The sequence below is a fragment of the Enterococcus sp. DIV0691 genome (assembly GCF_051711145.1).
Taxonomy (GTDB): domain Bacteria; phylum Bacillota; class Bacilli; order Lactobacillales; family Enterococcaceae; genus Enterococcus_B; species Enterococcus_B hirae.
In genome coordinates, this window is sequence record NZ_JBIOLY010000001.1 from 1,667,001 (window position 1) to 1,688,349 (window position 21,349).

Genomic DNA, 21,349 nt, shown 5'->3' on the forward strand with positions numbered 1-21,349 from the left:
TTTAAAGAAAAAAATCTCGAAACAGCTTCTCATGTTTTGAGGTTTTTTGATTTCATTCTAAGATTCAACGATCGAAAAACTGCAGTTGATTGCGGAAAGTACGTTTTTACATAAACGAAAGTCATCTTCCCTATTTGTCGATTTTGAGTAATCACAACGTTGAATCGCCTGCTGTCAATAGAATGCCTTAATCATTAATCAATAGTTTCGATAAAAAGACAAAGCTGCCGCAAAAGCAATAACTAACTTTCACGACAGCACTCCAGCTTCTATCTGCTTTTATCCCGCTTTTTTCTCAGAATCTTTATAAACGACAGTCGGTTCTCCTGTTAATTCAGCAGCTTCTTTCGTAATGATCACTTTTTCGATATTCTCATTAGATGGGATGTCAAACATAATATCCATCATGATTTCTTCGATGATCGAACGTAGTCCACGTGCCCCAGTATTTCGGGCAATTGCTTTTTCAGCGATTGCTGTTAATGCCTCTGGTTCAAATTCTAATTCCGTATTATCCAAAGCAAGTAATTTTTGGTATTGTTTGACCAAAGCATTCTTTGGCTCTGTCAAAATACGCACAAGATCTTCTGTCGTTAATTTTTCAAGTGCTGCCATTACTGGTAAACGACCAATAAATTCAGGAATCAAACCAAATTTCAATAGATCTTCTGGAATGATTTCTTGCATGACACTTTCGCCATCTGCTAATTTTTGATTTTTAGTCCCGAAACCGATTGTCTTTTCTCCTAGACGATTTTTAACAATTGTTTCAATCCCATCAAACGCACCACCTACAATAAACAAAACATTTGTCGTATCGATTTGGATAAATTCTTGATGAGGATGTTTCCGACCGCCTTGAGGGGGAACGCTGGCAACTGTCCCTTCTAAAATCTTCAATAAGGCTTGTTGGACACCTTCACCTGAAACATCTCGAGTAATTGAAACATTCTCGCTTTTACGAGCAATTTTATCGATTTCGTCAATGTAGATGATCCCTTTTTCAGCTCGTTCCACATTGTAATCAGCTGATTGCAATAATTTCAATAGGATGTTTTCGACGTCTTCCCCAACATAACCAGCTTCAGTTAAACTGGTTGCATCAGCGATCGCAAAAGGTACATTTAACGTTTTAGCTAATGTTTGTGCCAAGAAAGTTTTCCCTGATCCAGTAGGACCGATCAGACAGATATTACTTTTTTGCAGTTCAACATCATCTGCATCTTCTTGGGATTGTTGATTAACACGCTTATAGTGATTGTATACTGCTACAGCTAATGAACGTTTTGCACGATCTTGACCAATCACATAATTATTTAAGACTTCCAAAATTTCTAATGGTTTTGGTACTTCTGTGAATTCACGTACCGCTTCTTCATAAAATTCTTCATCAATGATTTCTTTGCATAGGTCAATACATTCATTACAGATGTAGACCCCTGGACCAGCCACGATTTTTTTTACTTCTTCTTGTGTTTTCCCGCAAAAAGAACAACGTACGGTCTCATTGCCACTTGGATTATCATACATGGTCTTCACCCCTTAACTTGCATCATAAATGCAAGAAACTATCACAGACTTTACAGTCTTTTACTATCATACCATAATTCAAAAAAAAGCAAAAGCACTAAACAAGAACCAAAAATCGAAAATATGCAAAAAGAGGAAACCTCTCAGTTTCCTCTTTGATAAAATGCAATAAAAGATGATTATTTTGCTTCAGTAGCAGTTCCAGTAATCAAATCGATTGCTTTTTTCATTGTCACATCATGTTCCAACATATCTTCTGTTAACACTCGTTTGATTTGTTCGATTGGCATGTTGTATGTCTCAGATAATTCTTGGATTTCAGCGTTGATTTCTTCTTCTGTTGCTGCTAGTCCTTCTGCTTTAGCGATAGCTTCGATTACAAGATTTGTTTTTGTGCGTACTTCTGCTTCGCCTTCAAATTGTTTGTGCAAGTCTTCTTCTGTAGAACCAGTTAATTGGTAGTACATGTCAGGAGAGATTCCTTGACGTTGCATGTTGTTCAAAAATTCATCCATTGAACGGTGTACTTCATCGTGAACCATCACGTGTGGTAGATCAACGATTTCTGCATTTTCAACAGCTAAGCGGATTGCAGCTTCATCTTTTGCGTCTTCTGCTTCTTTTTCTTTTGCTTCTGTCAATTCTTTTAGATATTTTTCTTTCAATTCTGCTAATGTAGAAACTTCATCATCTACATCTTTTGCAAATTCGTCATCTAATTCAGGTACTTCTTTAGCTTTTACTTCATGAACCGTTACTTTGAACACTGCTTCTTTACCAGCAAGGTCTTCTGCTTGATAGTCTTCTGGGAAAGTAACTGTTACATCTAAGCTTTCACCTGATTTTTTACCGATCAATTGATCTTCAAAGCCAGGAATGAATGAACCAGAGCCTAGTTCTAGTGAATAGTTTTCACCTTTTCCGCCATCGAATGCTTCGCCATCAACAAAGCCTTCAAAGTCAATCACTACAGTATCGCCATTTTCTGCTGGAGCATCTTCTTTGATTACTAATTCTGCTTGAGCTTCTTGTTCACGTTTGATACGTTCTTCCACATCCGCTTCAGTAACTTCACGGTCTTGTTTTTCAACAACTAAATCTTTATATTGACCTAATTTCACTTCAGGTTTAACTGTTACTTCAGCAGTGATCACCCAATCTTGCCCTTTTTCCATGCTTTCAACATCGATTTGAGGTTGTGATACAGGTTCGATACCTGCTTCTTTAACTGCTGCTTCATAGCTTTCAGGTAAGACAGCATTCAATGCGTCTTCATAAAGAGCTTCTTCTCCGTACATACGGTTGAATACTTGGCGTGAAACTTTCCCTTTACGGAACCCTGGTACGTTCAAGTTTCCTTTAACTTTATTAAACGCAGCTGTCAATCCTTTTTGAATTTCATCTTGCGCAATCGTAAATTTTAAAACACCATCGTTTGTGCCTTTTTTTTCAAATGTTGCAGTCATTTAGTTCCCTCCGAGTTTAGAAAATTCATTTTATACATCAAAAACGTTTCATGCATACCCTTAAATAGTACACTAACCCTTTCAAATTGTAAACATATTGAATGGTTAGAATCCACGTTTTTCATGACTTTTTTATCTGATAAGTGTCAACGGTCACTTTGAAAGAGTAGCATTTCCCTTAAAATATTTCCCCTTTTTTCTAGGAAATCTGCTTCCTCTGCTTCTGTTTGTCTATTATTATAGTTTGGATCATACATGCTAAGTGTATCAGCAAACCATTTTTTAGGATCACCGACATATGTATCATAAACAGGATAAAGAAGAGCGGATTGCATCATAAATTCTTCTTTTAGCACTGTACTAAGATAGGCATCTTGATCTTCATAAGCTTCTGCTAATCGCATTAACTGTTCATAAGCCTTTTGCTTTTCTGGTTTTGGTAATGTTGCAGGTATGACTTCTATAAACGTCTGATCCATCGTTAAATAAACAACTGGCTGGTGTTTCTTCACTTGCACGAGTGACTCTAACATTTTTGCTCGCACTAATAAGTGGATCTCTGGTAAGATAATCATTTTTTTGATTGTTTGTACCAATTCATGATAAGGCAACTCTTCAATCTCAGACACAACCAAAAGTTGTTCTGCAGGTGGCATTGTCGGCATTTTTTCAACACTAAGATGAATCTTACGTATTTTTTGACGGTCATTTTGACTCGTGAAATTTTCTGCTTGTTGGATCTTCTCTACCATGAGTTGCTCAAATAAATCAGAAAAATCATAGCTGGCAATTAACTTGCGAGCATAAAGATAATCTTTTGTTTGGATCAGCAGATCAAAATAAAAAGCTGCCACTTTTTCATCTGTCAGGTAGTCATTTTCATAAGGAAACGCCTGATTCAGCGCTTCTTTTTTTTCATCTAGCTCAACTAAGCAAAGGACAAGTAGACGATTCGCCTCAAATGTTCCTTTAAGCTCCAATGCTCGTTGTAAAAATGTCTTTGCTTGTAAATATTGATGATCAGCTAATGCTTGTTGCGCTAGACGCATAAGATTTTCGTATTTATCAGGAAAATCAATCGGCTCCAATGTTCGTTCTCCCTTCGACTCTTTGCCAGTAAAATCATGAATAAAACTATAGTATCAAACATAAAAAAACATGACAATCTTTTTTAGATTGCCATGTTGAAAAAATAAAATGAATCAAGCATTAATTTCTCGATTAAAGGCTTTGACTAGATTTAGCGTGACTACACTCGTATTTGAAAAATAATCACCAATATGCTGTTTTCTTTGATTAAAGATTGTCGGTAAATAGCCAACAAAAAGTAATGGGAATTTCAAAATGAACCGACAAGCGCCTTCTCTCACCAGCACTGTTGTCCAACTCAAATCTGATTCATTAAAGCAAATCACACGAATCCCAAAAATCATTTTTCCTATTGTTTGTCCATGGTTTAATTTCGTGAATAAAATAAAATAACTAAGGTAAATCAGCAAAGCAGCAAAACCATAAATACTTAAATAAGAATCGGATACTTTTAACCAGTCTAAATTAGCCGCTAATCCAATGGTCAAACGTGTGATTGAACCAATACATATAAGATCCACTATAAAAGCAAGAAATCTTATCCAAAACCCTGCATAAAAATATTTAGGAAAGTCATTTACTTTAATAGTTTCCTCTTTTTCTTTGGTATACTGTTGCCATTGTTGTTGCTTTACTTTAATTTCACTTTCAGATAGTGGTTTTTCTTTAAAAGATTGCAGTACTTTTTGAGAAAAGCTCGGATCTGGCCCTACAGCAGGACGATCTGCCTTGTTATGTGAAGTTAAATCTTCTGGTTGCTTCGTCATGCTTACTCACCTCCGTAATAATACATTGCCTTTGGTGATTGAACGGTTCCTTGATTTTCTAAGAAAGACAAGATTTGACTTGTTTCAGAAGCTTTTAGGCCTTGAAGCTGAGCAAGTTTCGAACCGAACCATGTGTTTGCAAAACCAGTAGTATTCGTTTCATATTCTACTAACTGAGCGTTTTCTAAATGTTGCTCACTTCTCATTGCTTTTAACGCGTCTTGTGGATACCCAATTTCATCCACTAATCCGACTGCTTTCGCCTGTTCTCCATCATAAATACGACCATCCGCAATTTTTCGGACTTCTTCTTCTGATTGATTTCGTCCAGTACTGACTACTTTGACAAATCGATTGTAGGCATTATCGATATAAGTTTGTAAGACTTTTTGATCTTCTGGCGTTTGTGGTCTAGTACTTGAACCCATATCTTTCAATGCACCACTTTTTACCGTCGTATCCTCGATCCCTAATTTTTCTAAAAGTCCAGAATAATTAAGACCTGACATGATGACACCAATGGACCCAGTGACTGTTTCCTCTGTTGCATAGATTTTATCTGCTTGGGCTGAGATATAATATCCGCCACTAGCAGCTGTATTTTTCATACTGACATACATTGGAATATTTCGTTCATTTCGGATATCACTGATTGTCTTAGCTATTTCTGCACTTTCATAAACACCACCACCAGGAGAATTGACTTCTAACATCATCCCTTTGATCGTTTTATCTTCTTTTATAGCATTTAATTGCTCCATAAACTTAGCGTGATTGTATCCTTCTGTTGCAAACAAACCTGATGTTCCATCACTAGTGATCGTCCCATCAACAGTCAATTTTACGATTTTTTCTGAACTATCTCCTTCTTCCAGAACCGTGGGCGATAACTCATTAGTGCCATATAATAAGCTATTCAAACCACTCATTTGCTTTTCTTCTTTTGAATTTGACGTCAGGCTAGATGATACCAACGAAACAACCAATAAGCCTGCCGCAATCAACACTGCTATCCAACGCTTTTTATTCATACTCTCCCTCGCTTAATATAAATTTTTGATAACGATCACTGTTTCTTTTTCTCCAGTTGCATTCATTTTTTCTGCTTTTTCGACTAATGTAAATCCATTGAACTTCTCTTTTGTCCACTCATCTTCTACTACGAATTGTTGCGCTTCTCCAATAGTCAACGCATCAGGCGCAATTTCTTGGATACTATCCCAACCAGTATCTAAAAAGATTTTGGTTTCATCATCCACTGTATTTACTTTTTCAAGTTCGGCCAACTGTTTTTTTAGCATGCCTAATGTCAAGACTGCGATATTTGATGCCATTTTTCATCCTCCTTCTTTTACTTACTCTCATATTGTACCGAAGTCTGCAAAAAGATGATAGTCAAAACTTCATTTCGACCCTCCCGCCACAACCATATAGACCAATTTTATTTCTTCTCTTTTTTATTGACAAACGTCACACAACAACGTTATCATTTAAGAAGTTTCCAGAAAAATACAAAAAGGAGTTTATATATACCATTCTCATTTTAAGGAATAGCGCCTGGTCTGTAGTTACAGATGACGAGGAAAGGGTTTATCGAAATATTCGGCGGATGACCCTAGGGACTGCACTCTATAGGATCGATCAAAACCTATCTGTGAAGATAGAACAAAAATCGATTCCAGCAGCTGGAAACTTTCATAATGATTATATTATAGAAAGTAGGATGTTTTTTATGTGTGGAATTGTCGGAATGATTGGATTAGAAAACGTAACACCAGGATTGATCAATGGTTTAGAAAAATTAGAATATCGGGGATACGATTCGGCTGGAATCTTTGTTGCGAATCATGAAAATGATTTTTTGGTCAAAGCACAAGGTAGAATTCAGAACCTAAAGGATAAGCTAACAAACGAAACAGCGGGAACAATCGGAATCGGTCACACTCGTTGGGCAACTCATGGCGAACCTTCTCAAAAAAATGCGCACCCTCACACTTCTCAAAGCGGACGTTTTGTTCTTGTCCATAACGGTGTAATTGAAAACTTTGCTGAACTAAAAAATGATTATTTAGAAACGGATCAATTTTCAGGGGAAACGGATACTGAGATCATTGCTCATCTTATTGAATTTTTTGCAAATGAAGGACTGGATACAAAATCTGCCTTTGTCAAAACACTTCAATTAATCAAAGGTTCTTATGCTTTCGCATTAATTGATCGTACTCTGCCAGATCAAATTTTTGTCGCTAAAAACAAAAGCCCTCTCTTAATTGGTCTGGGAGACGGATTCAATGTTATCGCCAGCGATGCAATGGCTATGCTGGCTTATACGAAAGAATTTGTTGAAATTGAAGATGGCGAATTAGTGATCGTCACTAAAAATGAGATTTCAATCGAAACGATCTCAGGTCAACCAGTTGAACGAAATTCTTTTGAAGCACAAATTGATGCAGCTGATATTGAAAAGGGCACTTATCCTTACTACATGTTGAAAGAAATCGATGAACAACCGATCGTTATGCGAAAGATTGCCCAAACTTACGTGAACCATGAGAATGAAGTACTGATGGACAAACAACTTTTAGAAACAGCTAAAAACAGTGACCGTATCTACATTGTTGCTTGTGGAACGAGTTACCATGCTGGCTTAGTTGGAAAACCTATTTTAGAACAATTAACCCGTATTCCTGTGGAAGTCCACCTTGCAAGTGAATTTGGTTATAATTTGCCTTTACTTTCAGAGAAACCATTTTTTATTTTCTTAAGCCAAAGTGGAGAAACAGCAGACAGTCGACAAGTACTCGTGAAAATGAATGAATTGAATTACCCATCATTGACAATCACTAATGTACCTGGCTCTACTTTATCAAGGGAAGCTTCTTACACTCTTTTACTACATGCTGGACCTGAAATCGCCGTGGCTTCAACAAAAGCTTATACTGCTCAAATCGCTGTTTTAGCTGCACTTGCTAAAGGAATTGGTCATGAAAAAAATCTTTCTTCAGCTAGAGAATTCGATCTAACGCACGAGCTTAGTATCGTAGCGAATGGCATGGAAGAACTAATTTCTCAAAAGGACTACTTACAGGAGTTAGCAGCTGACTATCTAATGGATGCAAGAAACGCTTTTTATATTGGACGTGGAACAGATTATGCTGTCTCTTTAGAGGCTGCATTGAAGTTAAAAGAAATCAGTTATATCCAAGCAGAAGGTTTCGCAGCTGGGGAATTAAAACATGGTACGATCGCGCTGATTGAAACGAACACACCGGTTATCGGGATGATCAGCGAAGAGATAACAGGTGCACACACGAGAGGAAATCTAAAAGAAGTGGAAAGTCGTGGAGCAAAAACATTGGTCATGGCTACAAAAGGCTTAGATCGATCAGATGACCAATTAGTATTGCCTGTTGTTCATCCTTTACTTACTTCATTAATCACAGTGATCCCTACACAATTGATTGCCTACTATGCGACCTTGCTAAGAGGTCTTGATGTTGATAAACCGAGAAATTTGGCAAAATCTGTGACTGTTGAATAGAACAATTGCCTCAAAAATAAATCTAATATGAATTATCATGAAAAAAGCCAAAAAACAATGAAATTTAATTTTCATTGCCTTTTTGGCTTTTTTGTGTAGTCATCAATCAGTTCGAAAATGACTTTTTATTGTTTTAACCTATTTTGCATCGAGTCCCCCATCTAAAGGAGCTAAGCATTAGTTCCGGGCTGTTTTGCTTGATGGCTCTTTTTTTGTCTCCTGTAAGATAACAGGATTGTTACACTCACTATGGTTAGCCCCAGTAGTTGTAGCAATGGACTAACTTTATTACCCGTAGCTGGTAACTGTTTACTCACCTTTTTAGCAGTATTCTTATTCACTTTTGCTTCCTCTTTTCCTTTATTAATTGCTCCATTATTTATTGTTTCGGTTTCTTTTGCCACAGGTGGTTTTTCCGTTGATTCTTTTACTATCTCTTCCTCTAAAGGAGGAACCGTCTCATGTTTTTTGCTTGTCTGCACAATAATTTTATTACTTTCTTCCGAGAGATTCCCTTCTTTGTTTTTCGATTTAACTACATAAGAATATTTCGTATTTTCCTGTAAATCTTTATCAGTATATAGTGAGGTTTCCCTCGCTACTTCTCCTACCAATACATTGTTTCGATAAACTTGATAGCTCATGATTTCCTTCGATTCATTAGGTGCGTCCCACATTAAAGCCACTTCATGTTCTGTGACACGGGCTGATCTCAGTTTAGTAGGGGGCAACGGGCGACTCACCTCAATTGTCATTTTCGTTCTTGCTTTCACTGCATTACTTGCTTCTGATAGATTACCAGCTTGATCAACCGCTCTGATTTTATAGGTATAAGTGGTAGCCTCCATCAATCCTGTGTCTATGTAAGTTAAGTCCGTACCAGAAAGTGTTTGGACTAACTGATCGTCTCGATAGACATGATAACCAGTGACACCCACATCATCGATTGCTGCTTCCCACGACAAGCTGACACTGTTAGTTGTTACATCATCGATTCGTAAATTCAAAGGTGGCGTAGGAGGAGTCAGATCTTCTGCTGATTTTGTCCTAGCCGTTACCGCATTACTTGCTTCTGATAGATTCCCTGATTGATCAACAGCTTTGACTATATAGGTATAGGTGGTATCTTCCATCAAGCCTGTATCTATGTAGGTTAAATCCATACCAGTTAGCGTTTGGACCAACTGATCATCTCGATAAACGTTATAACTAGCTACATCAACATTATCGATTGCTTCTTGCCATGACAAGCTGACACTGTTAGTTGTTACATCATCGATTCGCAAGTTCAAAGGAGCTGCAGGAGGAAGAATTTCTTCTGTTTGTTTTGTCTTAGCTGTTACTGTATTACTCATTTCTGATATGTTTCCTGCCTGATCAACTGCTCTCACTTGATATGTATACATCGTATCTTCCATTAATCCTATATCCGTGTATGCTACTTCCTCCGCACCAATCACTCCTTGAATTAACTGATTGTCTCGATAAATGATATAACCGATTACGTCAATGCTATCTGTCGCTGATTCCCACGATAAGCTGACACTATCAGTTGTTACACTAGTGACTTTTAAATTCAAAGGCACTGCAGGTGGGCTGCTACTCGCCAATTTTGTCCTAGCCGTCACTGCATTACTCGCTACTGATACATTCCCCGCTTGATCAACTGCTCTTACTTCATACGTATAGGTAGTATCTTCCGTTAATCCATTGTCGGTATAGGCGAGGTCTGCACCGGTGACTGTTTGAATCAGTTGGTTGTCTCGATAAACCAAATAACCCATTACGCCTACGTTGTCTGTTGCAGCTTCCCAAGACAAGCTAACACTATCACTTGAAACGTCGTTGACTTTCAGATTTTTAGGATTGGTAGGAGCTTCCAAATCTAATGCAGTGGCTTGAACGTTATCAAAATATGCTGTCCCGTTTCCACTAGACGCAAAACGGATAATATATGTATTTTCACCTTCCGGAGTCGTAAAGCTAAATTCATGTTGTTTCCAAGCATCATTATAATGTCTCTCATCCTTCAACGAAATAAACCCTTCCCCATGATTAAGCGTGCCAAATTCCACAATTGCTGGAAACGAAGGGTCTCCGATCACATAATAAGTGAATTGATAGGTCGTTTTCGGTTTTAACTGAACATATTGCAGGATATTCTCTCCATTTGATGCCATTACATAATGATTGCCACTTTCATCTGTCACAAGTGCAGGATTGTTACTTCCAGGATTGGAAACGATCCAGTGATTCAACCCATCATTAAATTCACCATTTTTTATAATCACCTCTTCTGCTAGTTGATAAGAGGGTGCATAAGATGGATCAACCGCTACTACAATGACCGGTTTTACAAATAGAAAAACAATCATCATCAATCGAATCAGTTTTTTGAAAATTTTCATATTTACCTCCTCTAAATTAGTTGTTTCGCAAGTTAGTTTAATCTATTCAGAGATAAAAAAAGCCCTTTTTTTTCGTATAATTAGAAATTAAAGTTCTATCTTAACAACTTTTAACGGAGAATATTCTAAACCCAACGCTAATTTTATACAAAAAAGTAGTTATCTTGGAACAAGCATTTGACAGCAACCCAAATTTGTTTTCCTACGGACAAAAAAACTGTTATTCACAAAAACAAGAAAACATTTTTGTAAATAACAGTCGATTACTATTAAAATGAGAAAAATTTTAGTTCTTATTCTTCAAGTCCGATCTCTTCTCGAACAACTGCAGCAATCTTATCCACGTAATATGCTACTTTTTCATCCGTTGGCGCTTCAGCCATGACACGTAATAATGGTTCAGTTCCAGAAGGACGAACTAAAATTCTTCCTTCACCAGCCATCTCAGCCTCAGTTTCTTCAATCACTTTTTTGATCGCTGGAACTTCCATTGCACCATTTTTGTTGCTTACTCGGATATTTACTAATTTTTGTGGGTAGATCGTCACTTCGCTCGCTAACTCGGATAATTTCTTCCCAGTTTGCTTCATGATATTCAGTAATTGGATTCCTGATAGCATTCCATCACCTGTAGTATTAAAGTCAAGGAAGACCATATGACCAGATTGTTCTCCACCAAAATTATAATCATTTTTTCGCATTTCTTCTACAACATAGCGGTCACCAACCTGAGTAACTACGTCCTTCAAGCCAATTTCTTCCACCGCTTTATGGAATCCTAGATTACTCATGACCGTTGTAACGATCGTATCTTTTTTCAAACGATTTTTCTTTGAAAGGTATTTCGCACAAATGAACATGATTTTATCACCATCAACGATGTTCCCAAGTTCGTCCACTGCAATAATTCGATCCCCATCACCATCAAATGCTAAACCGGCATCGGCGCCTTTTTCAACAACCATTTCAGCTAACTTTTCAGGGTGTGTTGAACCAACACCATCGTTAATATTTAAGCCATTAGGGCTGGTACCCATCGTATAAAAATCTGTTTCTAAGTCTGCGAATAAACGGTTGACAGAAGTTGCTGTCGCCCCATTTGCCGCATCGACACAAACGGTTAGGCCTGATAGATCCCCATTGATCGTTTGCACTAAGAATTGAGAATATTTTAATAAGCCTTCTGGAAATTCTTCTACTGTTCCTAATCCCTCTGCTGAAGGACGTGGCAATTCGTCCACTTCGGCATCAAGCAATGCTTCAATTTCTAATTCTTGTTCATCCACTAATTTAAACCCATCAGCACCAAAAAATTTGATTCCATTATCTTGTGCAGGATTATGTGAAGCAGAAATCATCACGCCGGCATTGGCTTTTTGCAATCTTGTTAAATAAGCAACTCCTGGTGTGGAAATGACGCCAAGTTGAAATACTTCAATACCAACTGATAACAAACCAGAAATTAAGGCTTCTTCTAGCATTTGCCCAGAGATTCTGGTATCACGCCCAACTAAAACCCGTGGACGTTTCCCTTCTGTTTCATGTTGGCTTAATACATATCCGCCACATCTACCTAACTTAAACGCTAATTCTGGTGTCAATTCTTTATTGGCTTCGCCACGGACACCATCCGTTCCAAAATATTTACCCATAATTGTAAATTTGCTCCTTTAACTTAATTTTCCGAAGAATACGTTTGACTCTCTTGTGTACTTTGCATAGTGGATTCACTCGAATCTGTACTTTCAGAAGTTTGCTTGCTTTCTGTCTGGACACTAGAAAGTGACGTGCTCGATGTAGTCGACTTTGTCGTTGACGTTGTTGAGTCATTCCTTTTAGTCGAACTTTGATTTTTATCGACTGAAGAATCACTAGTTGTCGATTCCAGCACTGGTGTTATCTCAACTTTAACCGATTTAGGCGAGACGCTCATTCCTTGTTCAACAGGAATCTGAATCGTCCTAGTCGTTCGATGAGTAATTCCTGATATGTCGATTGGCACAGCGATACTATCCCCTATTTGAGCAAGTTGTTCCGTCGTCCCTGTGACTTCAGCCTCTAATTCGGAAAACTTGAAATTATAGTTCTTAATTCCTTCGCCTTTTGTCCCTTGTTGAATACCATATAGGCTAACCGTTTTTTTCGGTTTGATTGCATCTGACGTGACGTTGACTTGCACTGGATCAGAAACAATACTCAACGGCTCACCAGCTGAATTTAACGCTTGTACAGATACATTACTATTCACACCATCGTCCGTTATCATTGACGGGTTGACTTTTGCAACCACTTGATGAATTTCCGCTAAAGTCTTATCTCCAGTGGTGATCGTGACCTTCGTCGGATCGACGGTTGTTTCAGTTAAATTATAACCAGAAGGCGTCGTCTCTGTTGGCAGAATAGCCTTAACTTCAAAGTCTTTGGTCACTTTCTTTTCAATTGTAACCGTGATCGTTTCCGGTTGCAACTTAGCGGTGACAGCGCTGCTTAGATTTTTGATTTTCAATGGCACTTCGTGGGTTCCTTCACCTAGATGTGCTAAGTCTGCGGTGACCCTAAAGGTACGGGTGTCTTCATTTGCCTCAGCCATCAACTGGATACGATTCGCACTAGCCAATTTGACAGTAGTAGTGTTTTCGTAACCATGGATATAATACTTATCGGTATCATATAAAAGTTGGATCGAAACATCAGAAGCTGTCTGCGAATAGGACTCGTTTCCAGATAATGTGTTTTGCATCGTTTGACCATTCGCATTGAAATAAAGAATGATACTAAACAATAACGCAACAAACCCATACAGAATACTCGTACGCTTTTCTTTTGAGATCATTTCCGATCCCCTCCCTTAGTCATTGCGTCCAAGAAAGATTGAAGCCCATTCTTTTTGTTTTTATTTTTTTCTTCTACAATTAGTTGTTTTCGTAAGATCGATAAATACTCTTCTTGCGATAACCCTGGTATCAATTGATTGTCTAAAGTGATACTTACATCTCCTGTTTCTTCCGAGACCACGATAGTTATTGCATCGCTGACCTCACTGATACCGACAGCAGCTCGGTGACGTGTTCCAAATTCTTTTGGAATCAACATACTTTCTGATAAAGGTAAATAGGCACTGGCAACTGCAATTTTTCCATTTTTGACAATAACTGCCCCGTCATGCAGCGGCGTATTGGGGATAAAGATATTAATGAGTAACTCACCAGTAATATCTGCATCCAATGCGATGCCTGTCTCAATATACTCATCTAAACCAGTATGACGCTCGATCGTAATCAGAGCACCAATCTTACGTTTCGACATATATTGAATAGCTTTATCAAAGGATAGGATCATCTTCTCGTCTTCTTGTTGCTCGCTTTTCGTTTGTTTGAATAACGAACTTCTTCCCAGATGTTCTAACCCACGACGAATCTCTGGTTGGAAGATGACGATTGCTGCAATCACACCATAAGTTATGACTTGATTCATCAGCCATGACAGCGTGTGTAGCCCAATCAACTCAGCCGCAATTCGAATCACGATAAAGATGGCAACGCCTTTGAGCAATTGGATCGCTTTCGTCCCTCTTAGTAGCTGGATCAGTTTGTAAACCAAATACCATACGACTAAAATATCCAGTATGTTTACCAAAAAATTCAGAGAAAATAAGTCACCGGAAAACATTTGTTGCCAATACTCTAAATTAAAAAGTTCCCCGATTTGAAATGACATAAAAAGCCTCTCTTCTCTTTTGAGATTTCCCTTTAAGTATATCATATGTTTGGAAATATGAGACGATTCTGGCTACTTTTTTCAAGAAAATTACATAAATTATTCGATCGATTTTTCCGCCCTTTAAATTGTTTGCTTATCATTTACCGAATGAGATAGTTGGATCAATGAACAAAACATCAAAACATCATTTTCGACGTGCTGCACGTTCTGCTCTTTTAGCAGCTCTTCTGGCTGCTGCTTCATCATCGATCTTACGTTCTTTTTTTCTCTTTTTCGTTTCGACTTCCTCTTCTTTTACAATCGGATCAGACGGTTCTAGTTTTTCTTTAATTTTATCAAGCTGTCCAGTGAGTGAAGCATAATTGTAAAAACGAGTTTTTGCATCTAGAACCGTTTTTTCAAACAATTTTTCAGCTAATTGAGGGTTGGCACTTTCTAGTGAAGAAAACCGGACTTGCTTACGCATAAAATCGCCCATTGTTGAAAAGTCTGGTTTTTTGTAATCCAAAATCATCGGAACCTTCCCTTTTTCAATTAAACTTGGATTATAACGATAGAGGGACCAATAGCCTGATGAAACAGCTTCTTTGGCTTCTTTAATCGATTCTTTCATGCCCCCCAACAGACCATGGGTGATACAAGGCGTATACGCAATGATTAGTGATGGCCCTGGGTATTTCTCTGCTTCTTCAAACGCCTTGATTGTTTGCATTTGATTGGCACCAGAAGCAATTTGAGCGACATAGACGTTCCCATAAGTCATTGCCATCATTCCTAAATCTTTCTTCGACGCATATTTCCCACTTGCGGAGAATTTTGCAATAGCTGACGTTGGCGTTGCTTTAGAGGTTTGCCCCCCAGTATTAGAATAAACTTCATTATCCAATACTAGGATATTCACATCTGCCCCACTAGCCAATACATGATCGATACCACCAAAGCCAATATCATAAGCCCAACCATCTCCGCCAATAATCCATTGACTGTTTTTGACAAAAATATCTTTGTGCTCAAGAATGGATTCCAATTCTGGGACTTGCTGTACTTCCGCTACCATCGCAGCCTGAAGTTTAGCTGCTCGTTGTTGTGTTCCTTCGCTATCGAATAAATGGTTGAGCCAATCCTCCATCAACAGTCGAAGCGCACTCGATACTTTTGGCATGATTTCACGAACAGATTGCGCCAAAGCTTCACGACGGGTTTGAGCAGCTAGTAACATACCATAGCCAAATTCAGCATTATCTTCTAATAAGGAATTAGACCAAGCTGGACCTTGCCCACAAGCATTCGTTGTGAACGGTGATGCTGGCGAAGCTCCTCCCCATATTGAAGAACAGCCGGTTGCATTAGCGATCATCATTCGGTCTCCGAACATTTGGGTCAAAAGTTTCACATATGGCGTTTCACCGCAACCAGAGCAAGCACCTGAAAATTCAAGCAACGGTTGGTTAAATTGGGTAGCCATTACCGTATTTTTTCCTTTCATAGGGTTTTCTTTCTGTCTCAATGTCATTGCAAACGCCCAATTGACCGCTTGTTCTTTTTGTTCCTCGTAAGGTTTCATCACTAACGCTTTTCCTTTGGCTGGACAAGCCTCCACACATAATCCACATCCTGTACAGTCCTCCACGGAAACTTGGATACGATATTTTAACCCGTCAGGTCCTCTCATATCACGAACGATAAATCCTTCAGGCGCTTCAGTCAGCTCTTCTTCATCAGCTAAGAATGGGCGGATGGCTGCGTGCGGACATACAAATGCGCACTCATTGCACATCGTACAACGGTCACTGATCCATTCAGGGACTTCTAGGGCTACACCTCGTTTTTCCAGCGCTGCTGTTCCTAATGGCATCTCGCCAGTTGTCATCTGGTTGGCTACTAAAGTACCTACTGACAGTTGATTTCCTTCTTGAGCATTGATCGGCGTAAAAATCTCTTTTACGTAACGTGATGTTGTCTCTTCTTTTTTGCTAGGTAGTTCTAATGATCGCCAATGTTTGGGGATTTCAACTCTATGGAGAAGTTCAAGGGTATGATCAATCGCTTGGTTATTTTTTTCTACGATTTTCATTGATTTATGACCATAGCTTTTAAGCACTTCTTCTTTCAAGAGCGGAATCACTTCTTCAATAGGAATAATGTTTGCTAATTTGAAAAAAGCCGTTTGCATGGCAGTGTTAATACGACGACCTAATCCAACTTCTTGAGCAATTTTCATCGCATTGATCGTATAAAATTGAATCTCATTTTCTGCCAAATATTTTTTTAGACGAAGAGGCAGATGCGTTTCTAACTGCTCATCTGTCCATAAAGTATTCAATAAAAATGTGCCACCTTTTTTCAACCCTTTAACTAAATCATAGCTGTGCAAGTAAGCAGGCGTATGACAAGCGACAAAATCAGCATGTTCAACTAAATAAGTAGAACGAATTGGCGTGTTTCCAAAACGGAGATGGGAAATCGTCAATCCACCTGATTTTTTTGAATCATAGTAAAAATAGCCTTGGGCGTATTTGTCTGTATGATCACCAATGATTTTAATAGCAGATTTATTTGCACCGACTGTCCCGTCAGAACCAAAACCCCAAAACTTAGCTTGGTAAGTTTCAGCATCCGTTAAATCCAATGTTGGTCTTGGTGCCAAAGAATGATAGGTAACATCATCCACTATCCCGATTGTAAATCGTTTTTTCATTTGTTCATCTTTTTGCAACTCGTCAAAAACGCTGATGATTTGATCTGGTGTCACATCTTTTGATCCTAATCCATACCGCCCACCAATTATTTTAGGACAGATTGTTGCATCATAAAGTGCACTTTGAACATCTAGCAGTAATGGTTCCCCACCAGCTCCTGGTTCTTTGCTTCGATCTAATACGGCAATTGACTGTGTAGTTTTAGGAAGTTTTTGCAACAATGTTTCAATTGGGAATGGGCGATAAAGATGGATATTTAAGAAACCGACTTTCCGGCCATTTCTATTCAAATAATCGACTGTCTGCTCAATCGTTTGCGCTACCGACCCCATCGAAATGATGACTTCTGTCGCGTCGGCAGCACCATGATAAGTGACTAAATCATAGGAAGTTCCACGTAATTCATTGATTGCTTGCATGTATTTTTGTACGATGCGAGGTAATTGTTCGTAATACGAATTGATCGTTTCTCTTTGCTGAAAATGAATATCTGGATTTTGATTCGTTCCACTAACAGTTGGGTGGTTAGGGTTCATCGCTCTGTTTCTAAACGCAGCAAGTTTCTCTTGATTGATTAACGATGCTAACTCGTCATATTCTAGTACTTCAATTTTTTGGATTTCATGGCTCGTACGAAAACCATCAAAAAAATTCAAGAATGGCAGCTCTGCTTCAATCGAAGCCAAATGTGCTACGGGTGCTAAGTCCATAACTTCTTGCACACTACTTTCTGCAAACATCGCAAATCCAGTCGATCGAGCAGCCATGACATCCCCATGATCCCCAAAGATATTTAACGCATTCGTCGTGACTGCACGACTTGCGACATGAAATACGCTTGGTAGTAATTCACCAGCGATTTTATACATATTGGGTATCATCAACAACAATCCTTGAGAAGCTGTATAAGTCGTTGTCAGCGCTCCTGTTTTGAGCGAACCATGCACAACACCAGCCGCTCCTGCTTCAGATTGCATTTCAACCACTTTAACTGGTTGTCCAAAAAGATTTTTCTTCCCACTAGCAGACCATTGATCCACTAATTCTGCCATCGTTGAGCTGGGCGTAATGGGATAGATTGCAGCTAATTCTGTAAAAGCATAAGAAATATAAGCGGCAGCTGTATTTCCGTCCATTGTTTTCATTTTTCGCATTTGTCATCATCCTTGTTCAAATTCTCTCAAATATCCCACCTATTATAACGCAAAAGCTCCTGAAAACCTACCTATTCTGTAAAAGTACTCACATGAGAAGATACATGCTTTATTAAACAAAAAACTAGTCTTTTTCCTGAAAAATGCTTAAAATGAATCTAAGAGGTGATTATACATGGATATATCTATCATTAAAGCAGATAAAACAAATACCGAAACTGGCATTCATTATGGAAACTTAGATGCTCCTAAGAAAATGGCAGAGTTTATCAATCTGGCTTGCCCTTATTGCCGTCAATGGTTCAACGAATCTTATGAATTACTCGAAGAAGCTGTAAGTAAAGGTCGTTTGCAACGGGTGATCAAACTTTTTGATAAAGAAAAAGAAAGTTTGCAACGTGGGAATGTGATGCATCATCATATTGATACGTCAGACGGTCAAGTAGCTTTACGAGAAATCAAAAAAGTATTTGATTCGCAGGATGATTGGAAAAATCTTAGTCTAGCAGAAGTAGCAGATTATGCTCAAAATAAGTTAGGTCTAACTTACCAAGAAGAATCTCCTGCCTCTCAAGCAATTATAGCTGAGGCGAATGCTGCCAATATCCGTTTTGTTCCAACTGTTATTTTGGAAGAGCATATTTTTGATGAATCGATCAAAAAAGAAGAGCTAATTGACTACATTAACGAGTAATAATCCTGACTATCACATGTACTTGTAATCATTATTGATCAGGATTGACACTATCGTTCCGACCCTAACAAGACCCAAAGAACCTCAAAATAGCCTAGCCTATTTTTAAGGTCCTTGGGTCATTTTTGATTGAGCGACTATCCAGATCTTAATTTAGAAAAAGATAAAAAAACGGATTGATACACCATCTATCTATCCTAAGACCTTTCGTTGACAAAGCTTCGTAAACTAGCTTGGACACGTGGGTTATTTAGATGCTGTTGCCATTTCTGTTCGATGACATTTTGTACTTTTTCAACGGCACGAGTTGTAGTCGATGAAAAACTTTTTGGCTGTGACAATATGGGTGAGTCTACCCGTGCTTTTTTCAGACTTAGGTCCAGGGCGCCAGGATCCGATTCTGAATTTCTTCTCTTCCTCTCTCCTTCTGATTTCATTTCTTGACTCTTTTCATATTTTCCTTTCACTTGGTCTGAGCTATTTGATCTAAGCTCGATTTGATCAAAACGGCTGGTTAATTCATCCATAGATATTGGTTGTAGTGGTTGGTGACTCGTGCTTTGGTACAACGAATTGTTTTTAACTAGAGATAACACTTCATCTTTATGGATAAACCGCAGTTTTCCATCGGAATTAGGAACGGAATAATAAGAAAATTCTGTCGCAATCTCGTTAACTGTCCTCCCTTTCTTTTCTTCATTTCGGATGTAATCACATATTATTTCTTGGACCTCTTCTGGTGATAAATTATATTGATATGAAATTACTCCTATATTTTGATTCTCCTTATACTCACTAACAATGATTTCACGCAATGGATCTAATCTATTCGTTTTAGTGTAGATTTGATGAAACTGGTTTGTTGATTCAGCCATAGATATTGGTTTTGGTGGTTGGATCGTGCCTTCTTGTATCAGATTTTTCTTAACTTCAGAGATTGCTTTCTCAATGATAGGTGGTTCTGGGGTGTTTAATTCTGGTTGAGATTCGTTCTGAATTTTATTCACTATCTCTTGAACGGCTTCTTCGTTTATCTTTAGCGTACATGCAATTTCATTAATGGATACATTTTTTTCAATTGCTCCCTCTACATATATCTTATAAATTTGAGCCAACGTGCAGCCATTTCTTTCCGCAATTCCTTGAATTTTTTGGTTCTTTAATATATTGTTTTTAATATACTGATATGGAAATGTTTTTATTTCAGTTTGAGTTAAACAAAGCTGGTTACTTATTTCTTGTCTAGATATTCCCCTAATTGAATGATCTATAATAAATTTAGCCATTCGATGTTTCACCATTGATAGATCCGTTTCCTGTTCAGTTGCAATCTTCCCAATTTTCATACCTATTTTTCTTTTCTTGACAAGATCATCGAAACTTAATCTTTCCCTCTTTTTTGTTTTTTTTCTTAACAACACGGTATTTGTTTTTTTAATGCTTTTTTTTGCATCTCCCACTAATTTGTTATTTTTTTCAACTTTTTGGAAAACCTCAAGTATCCTTGGATATCCATCTAAACTCACAGGTAATATTCTATTTAATTCTTCCCTTGTATACCCTTGATCATGAATTTTTCTTATTGCATAATCCTCTATTATCGTTTTAGTTTTTTCTACAGAAATATCCAAGCTTTCAGAGATCTTCATTATATTTTCCTTTTTTTTAAGCTTGTGAACGACTAATTTTTCTATCACGTAATCTTCTGAACAACCAATCATCTCAGGAATGAGTCGGATATTACCATTCCTTCGAAAATTATTTATGATGAATGCATGTTTTTTTCCCATTATACTATTTGAACTTTTATGTAGTCTTTCAGCTATCTGAGGTACCGAAAAACCTTGGTATATGCTACGTGCGATTTCTAAATTAAGTATCCTATAAGCAGTTGGTCTACTAATCTTTAATCGCTTAGTAAGTTCTTTTACACTTACTTTATTTTCAAGTCCATGAATGAACTCTCTATGGATTTTATTCATTTGCTCCTTATTGCGGCGTTTCCGAAACGTTAGTTTTTTCGGGCTAACCTTAGGAAGGCGTTTCATATGAATCTCTTGTTTCTCTGTATCTTTTTTTTGTTTTTTCTTTCTTTTATTATTAACCTTATTTTCCATAGTAATTATTCTCCTTTGTTTTTAGTAGCAATAACCGTTATCAATGGGACTTGCTACTTACTTTTTAACATATTAAAGGACACTGATTAGAACTTTTTTTAGAAATATAATAAAAAAAGATTCTGAAACGAATACTTGTCCCAAAATCTTCCGATCTCTATACT

At 37.8% G+C, this 21,349-nt stretch carries 14 protein-coding genes; 2 read left to right on the forward strand and 12 right to left on the reverse strand.

The window, feature by feature from the left end:
• Positions 1–279: 279 nt before the first annotated feature.
• The 6 genes from clpX to IGJ11_RS07505 all read right to left on the reverse strand — a co-directional run bounded on the left by clpX (position 280) and on the right by IGJ11_RS07505 (position 6,186).
• A complete protein-coding gene (gene clpX / locus IGJ11_RS07480) occupies positions 280–1,530 on the reverse strand; it encodes an ATP-dependent Clp protease ATP-binding subunit ClpX (protein ID WP_010718968.1) in 1,251 nt (416 codons plus the stop codon).
• Between the two features lie 179 nt (positions 1,531–1,709).
• Positions 1,710–2,996, reverse strand: coding sequence for a trigger factor (gene tig, locus IGJ11_RS07485; protein WP_010718967.1), 1,287 nt, complete (start codon positions 2,994–2,996; stop codon positions 1,710–1,712).
• A gap of 146 nt (positions 2,997–3,142) precedes the next feature.
• Complete coding sequence (locus IGJ11_RS07490; RefSeq protein WP_010718966.1) at positions 3,143–4,084, reverse strand: hypothetical protein; 942 nt, start codon at positions 4,082–4,084, stop codon at positions 3,143–3,145.
• A gap of 114 nt (positions 4,085–4,198) precedes the next feature.
• Complete coding sequence (locus IGJ11_RS07495; protein WP_207431985.1) at positions 4,199–4,852, reverse strand: RDD family protein; 654 nt, start codon at positions 4,850–4,852, stop codon at positions 4,199–4,201.
• Between the two features lie 2 nt (positions 4,853–4,854).
• Positions 4,855–5,883, reverse strand: a complete 1,029-nt coding sequence (gene sppA, locus IGJ11_RS07500) for a signal peptide peptidase SppA (protein ID WP_010718964.1) — start codon at positions 5,881–5,883, stop codon at positions 4,855–4,857.
• A 12-nt stretch (positions 5,884–5,895) separates the two neighbouring features.
• Positions 5,896–6,186 carry a hypothetical protein gene (locus IGJ11_RS07505; protein ID WP_010737730.1) on the reverse strand — a complete coding sequence of 97 codons (291 nt, stop codon included), beginning with the start codon at positions 6,184–6,186 and terminating at the stop codon, positions 5,896–5,898.
• Between the two features lie 398 nt (positions 6,187–6,584).
• Here IGJ11_RS07505 and glmS point away from each other — a divergent pair, with 398 nt between their 5' ends.
• On the forward strand, positions 6,585–8,393 hold the full coding sequence (gene glmS, locus IGJ11_RS07510; RefSeq protein ID WP_207431983.1) for a glutamine--fructose-6-phosphate transaminase (isomerizing): 1,809 nt from the start codon (positions 6,585–6,587) through the stop codon (positions 8,391–8,393).
• A 170-nt stretch (positions 8,394–8,563) separates the two neighbouring features.
• On the opposite strand, the gene IGJ11_RS07515 is transcribed toward glmS, so the two are convergent.
• The 5 genes from IGJ11_RS07515 to nifJ form a co-directional block, all read right to left on the reverse strand.
• The gene (locus IGJ11_RS07515) at positions 8,564–10,801 is read right to left on the reverse strand and encodes a fibronectin type III domain-containing protein (RefSeq protein ID WP_207431981.1); all 2,238 of its coding nucleotides are present in this window, start codon (positions 10,799–10,801) and stop codon (positions 8,564–8,566) included.
• A gap of 293 nt (positions 10,802–11,094) precedes the next feature.
• Positions 11,095–12,453, reverse strand: coding sequence for a phosphoglucosamine mutase (glmM, locus tag IGJ11_RS07520; RefSeq protein WP_010718960.1), 1,359 nt, complete (start codon positions 12,451–12,453; stop codon positions 11,095–11,097).
• A gap of 23 nt (positions 12,454–12,476) precedes the next feature.
• Positions 12,477–13,634, reverse strand: a complete 1,158-nt coding sequence (locus IGJ11_RS07525; protein ID WP_010718959.1) for a CdaR family protein — start codon at positions 13,632–13,634, stop codon at positions 12,477–12,479.
• Positions 13,631–14,518, reverse strand: coding sequence for a diadenylate cyclase CdaA (gene cdaA, locus IGJ11_RS07530; protein ID WP_010737735.1), 888 nt, complete (start codon positions 14,516–14,518; stop codon positions 13,631–13,633). Before cdaA ends, IGJ11_RS07525 begins: the two co-directional genes overlap by 4 nt.
• Before the next feature lie 187 nt (positions 14,519–14,705).
• A complete protein-coding gene (nifJ, locus tag IGJ11_RS07535; RefSeq protein WP_207431979.1) occupies positions 14,706–18,374 on the reverse strand; it encodes a pyruvate:ferredoxin (flavodoxin) oxidoreductase in 3,669 nt (1,222 codons plus the stop codon).
• A 175-nt stretch (positions 18,375–18,549) separates the two neighbouring features.
• Here nifJ and IGJ11_RS07540 point away from each other — a divergent pair, with 175 nt between their 5' ends.
• Positions 18,550–19,068 carry a thioredoxin domain-containing protein gene (locus IGJ11_RS07540; protein WP_034698266.1) on the forward strand — a complete coding sequence of 173 codons (519 nt, stop codon included), beginning with the start codon at positions 18,550–18,552 and terminating at the stop codon, positions 19,066–19,068.
• A 197-nt stretch (positions 19,069–19,265) separates the two neighbouring features.
• On the opposite strand, the gene IGJ11_RS07545 is transcribed toward IGJ11_RS07540, so the two are convergent.
• Complete coding sequence (locus IGJ11_RS07545; RefSeq protein ID WP_063627222.1) at positions 19,266–21,185, reverse strand: hypothetical protein; 1,920 nt, start codon at positions 21,183–21,185, stop codon at positions 19,266–19,268.
• Positions 21,186–21,349: the final 164 nt, after the last annotated feature.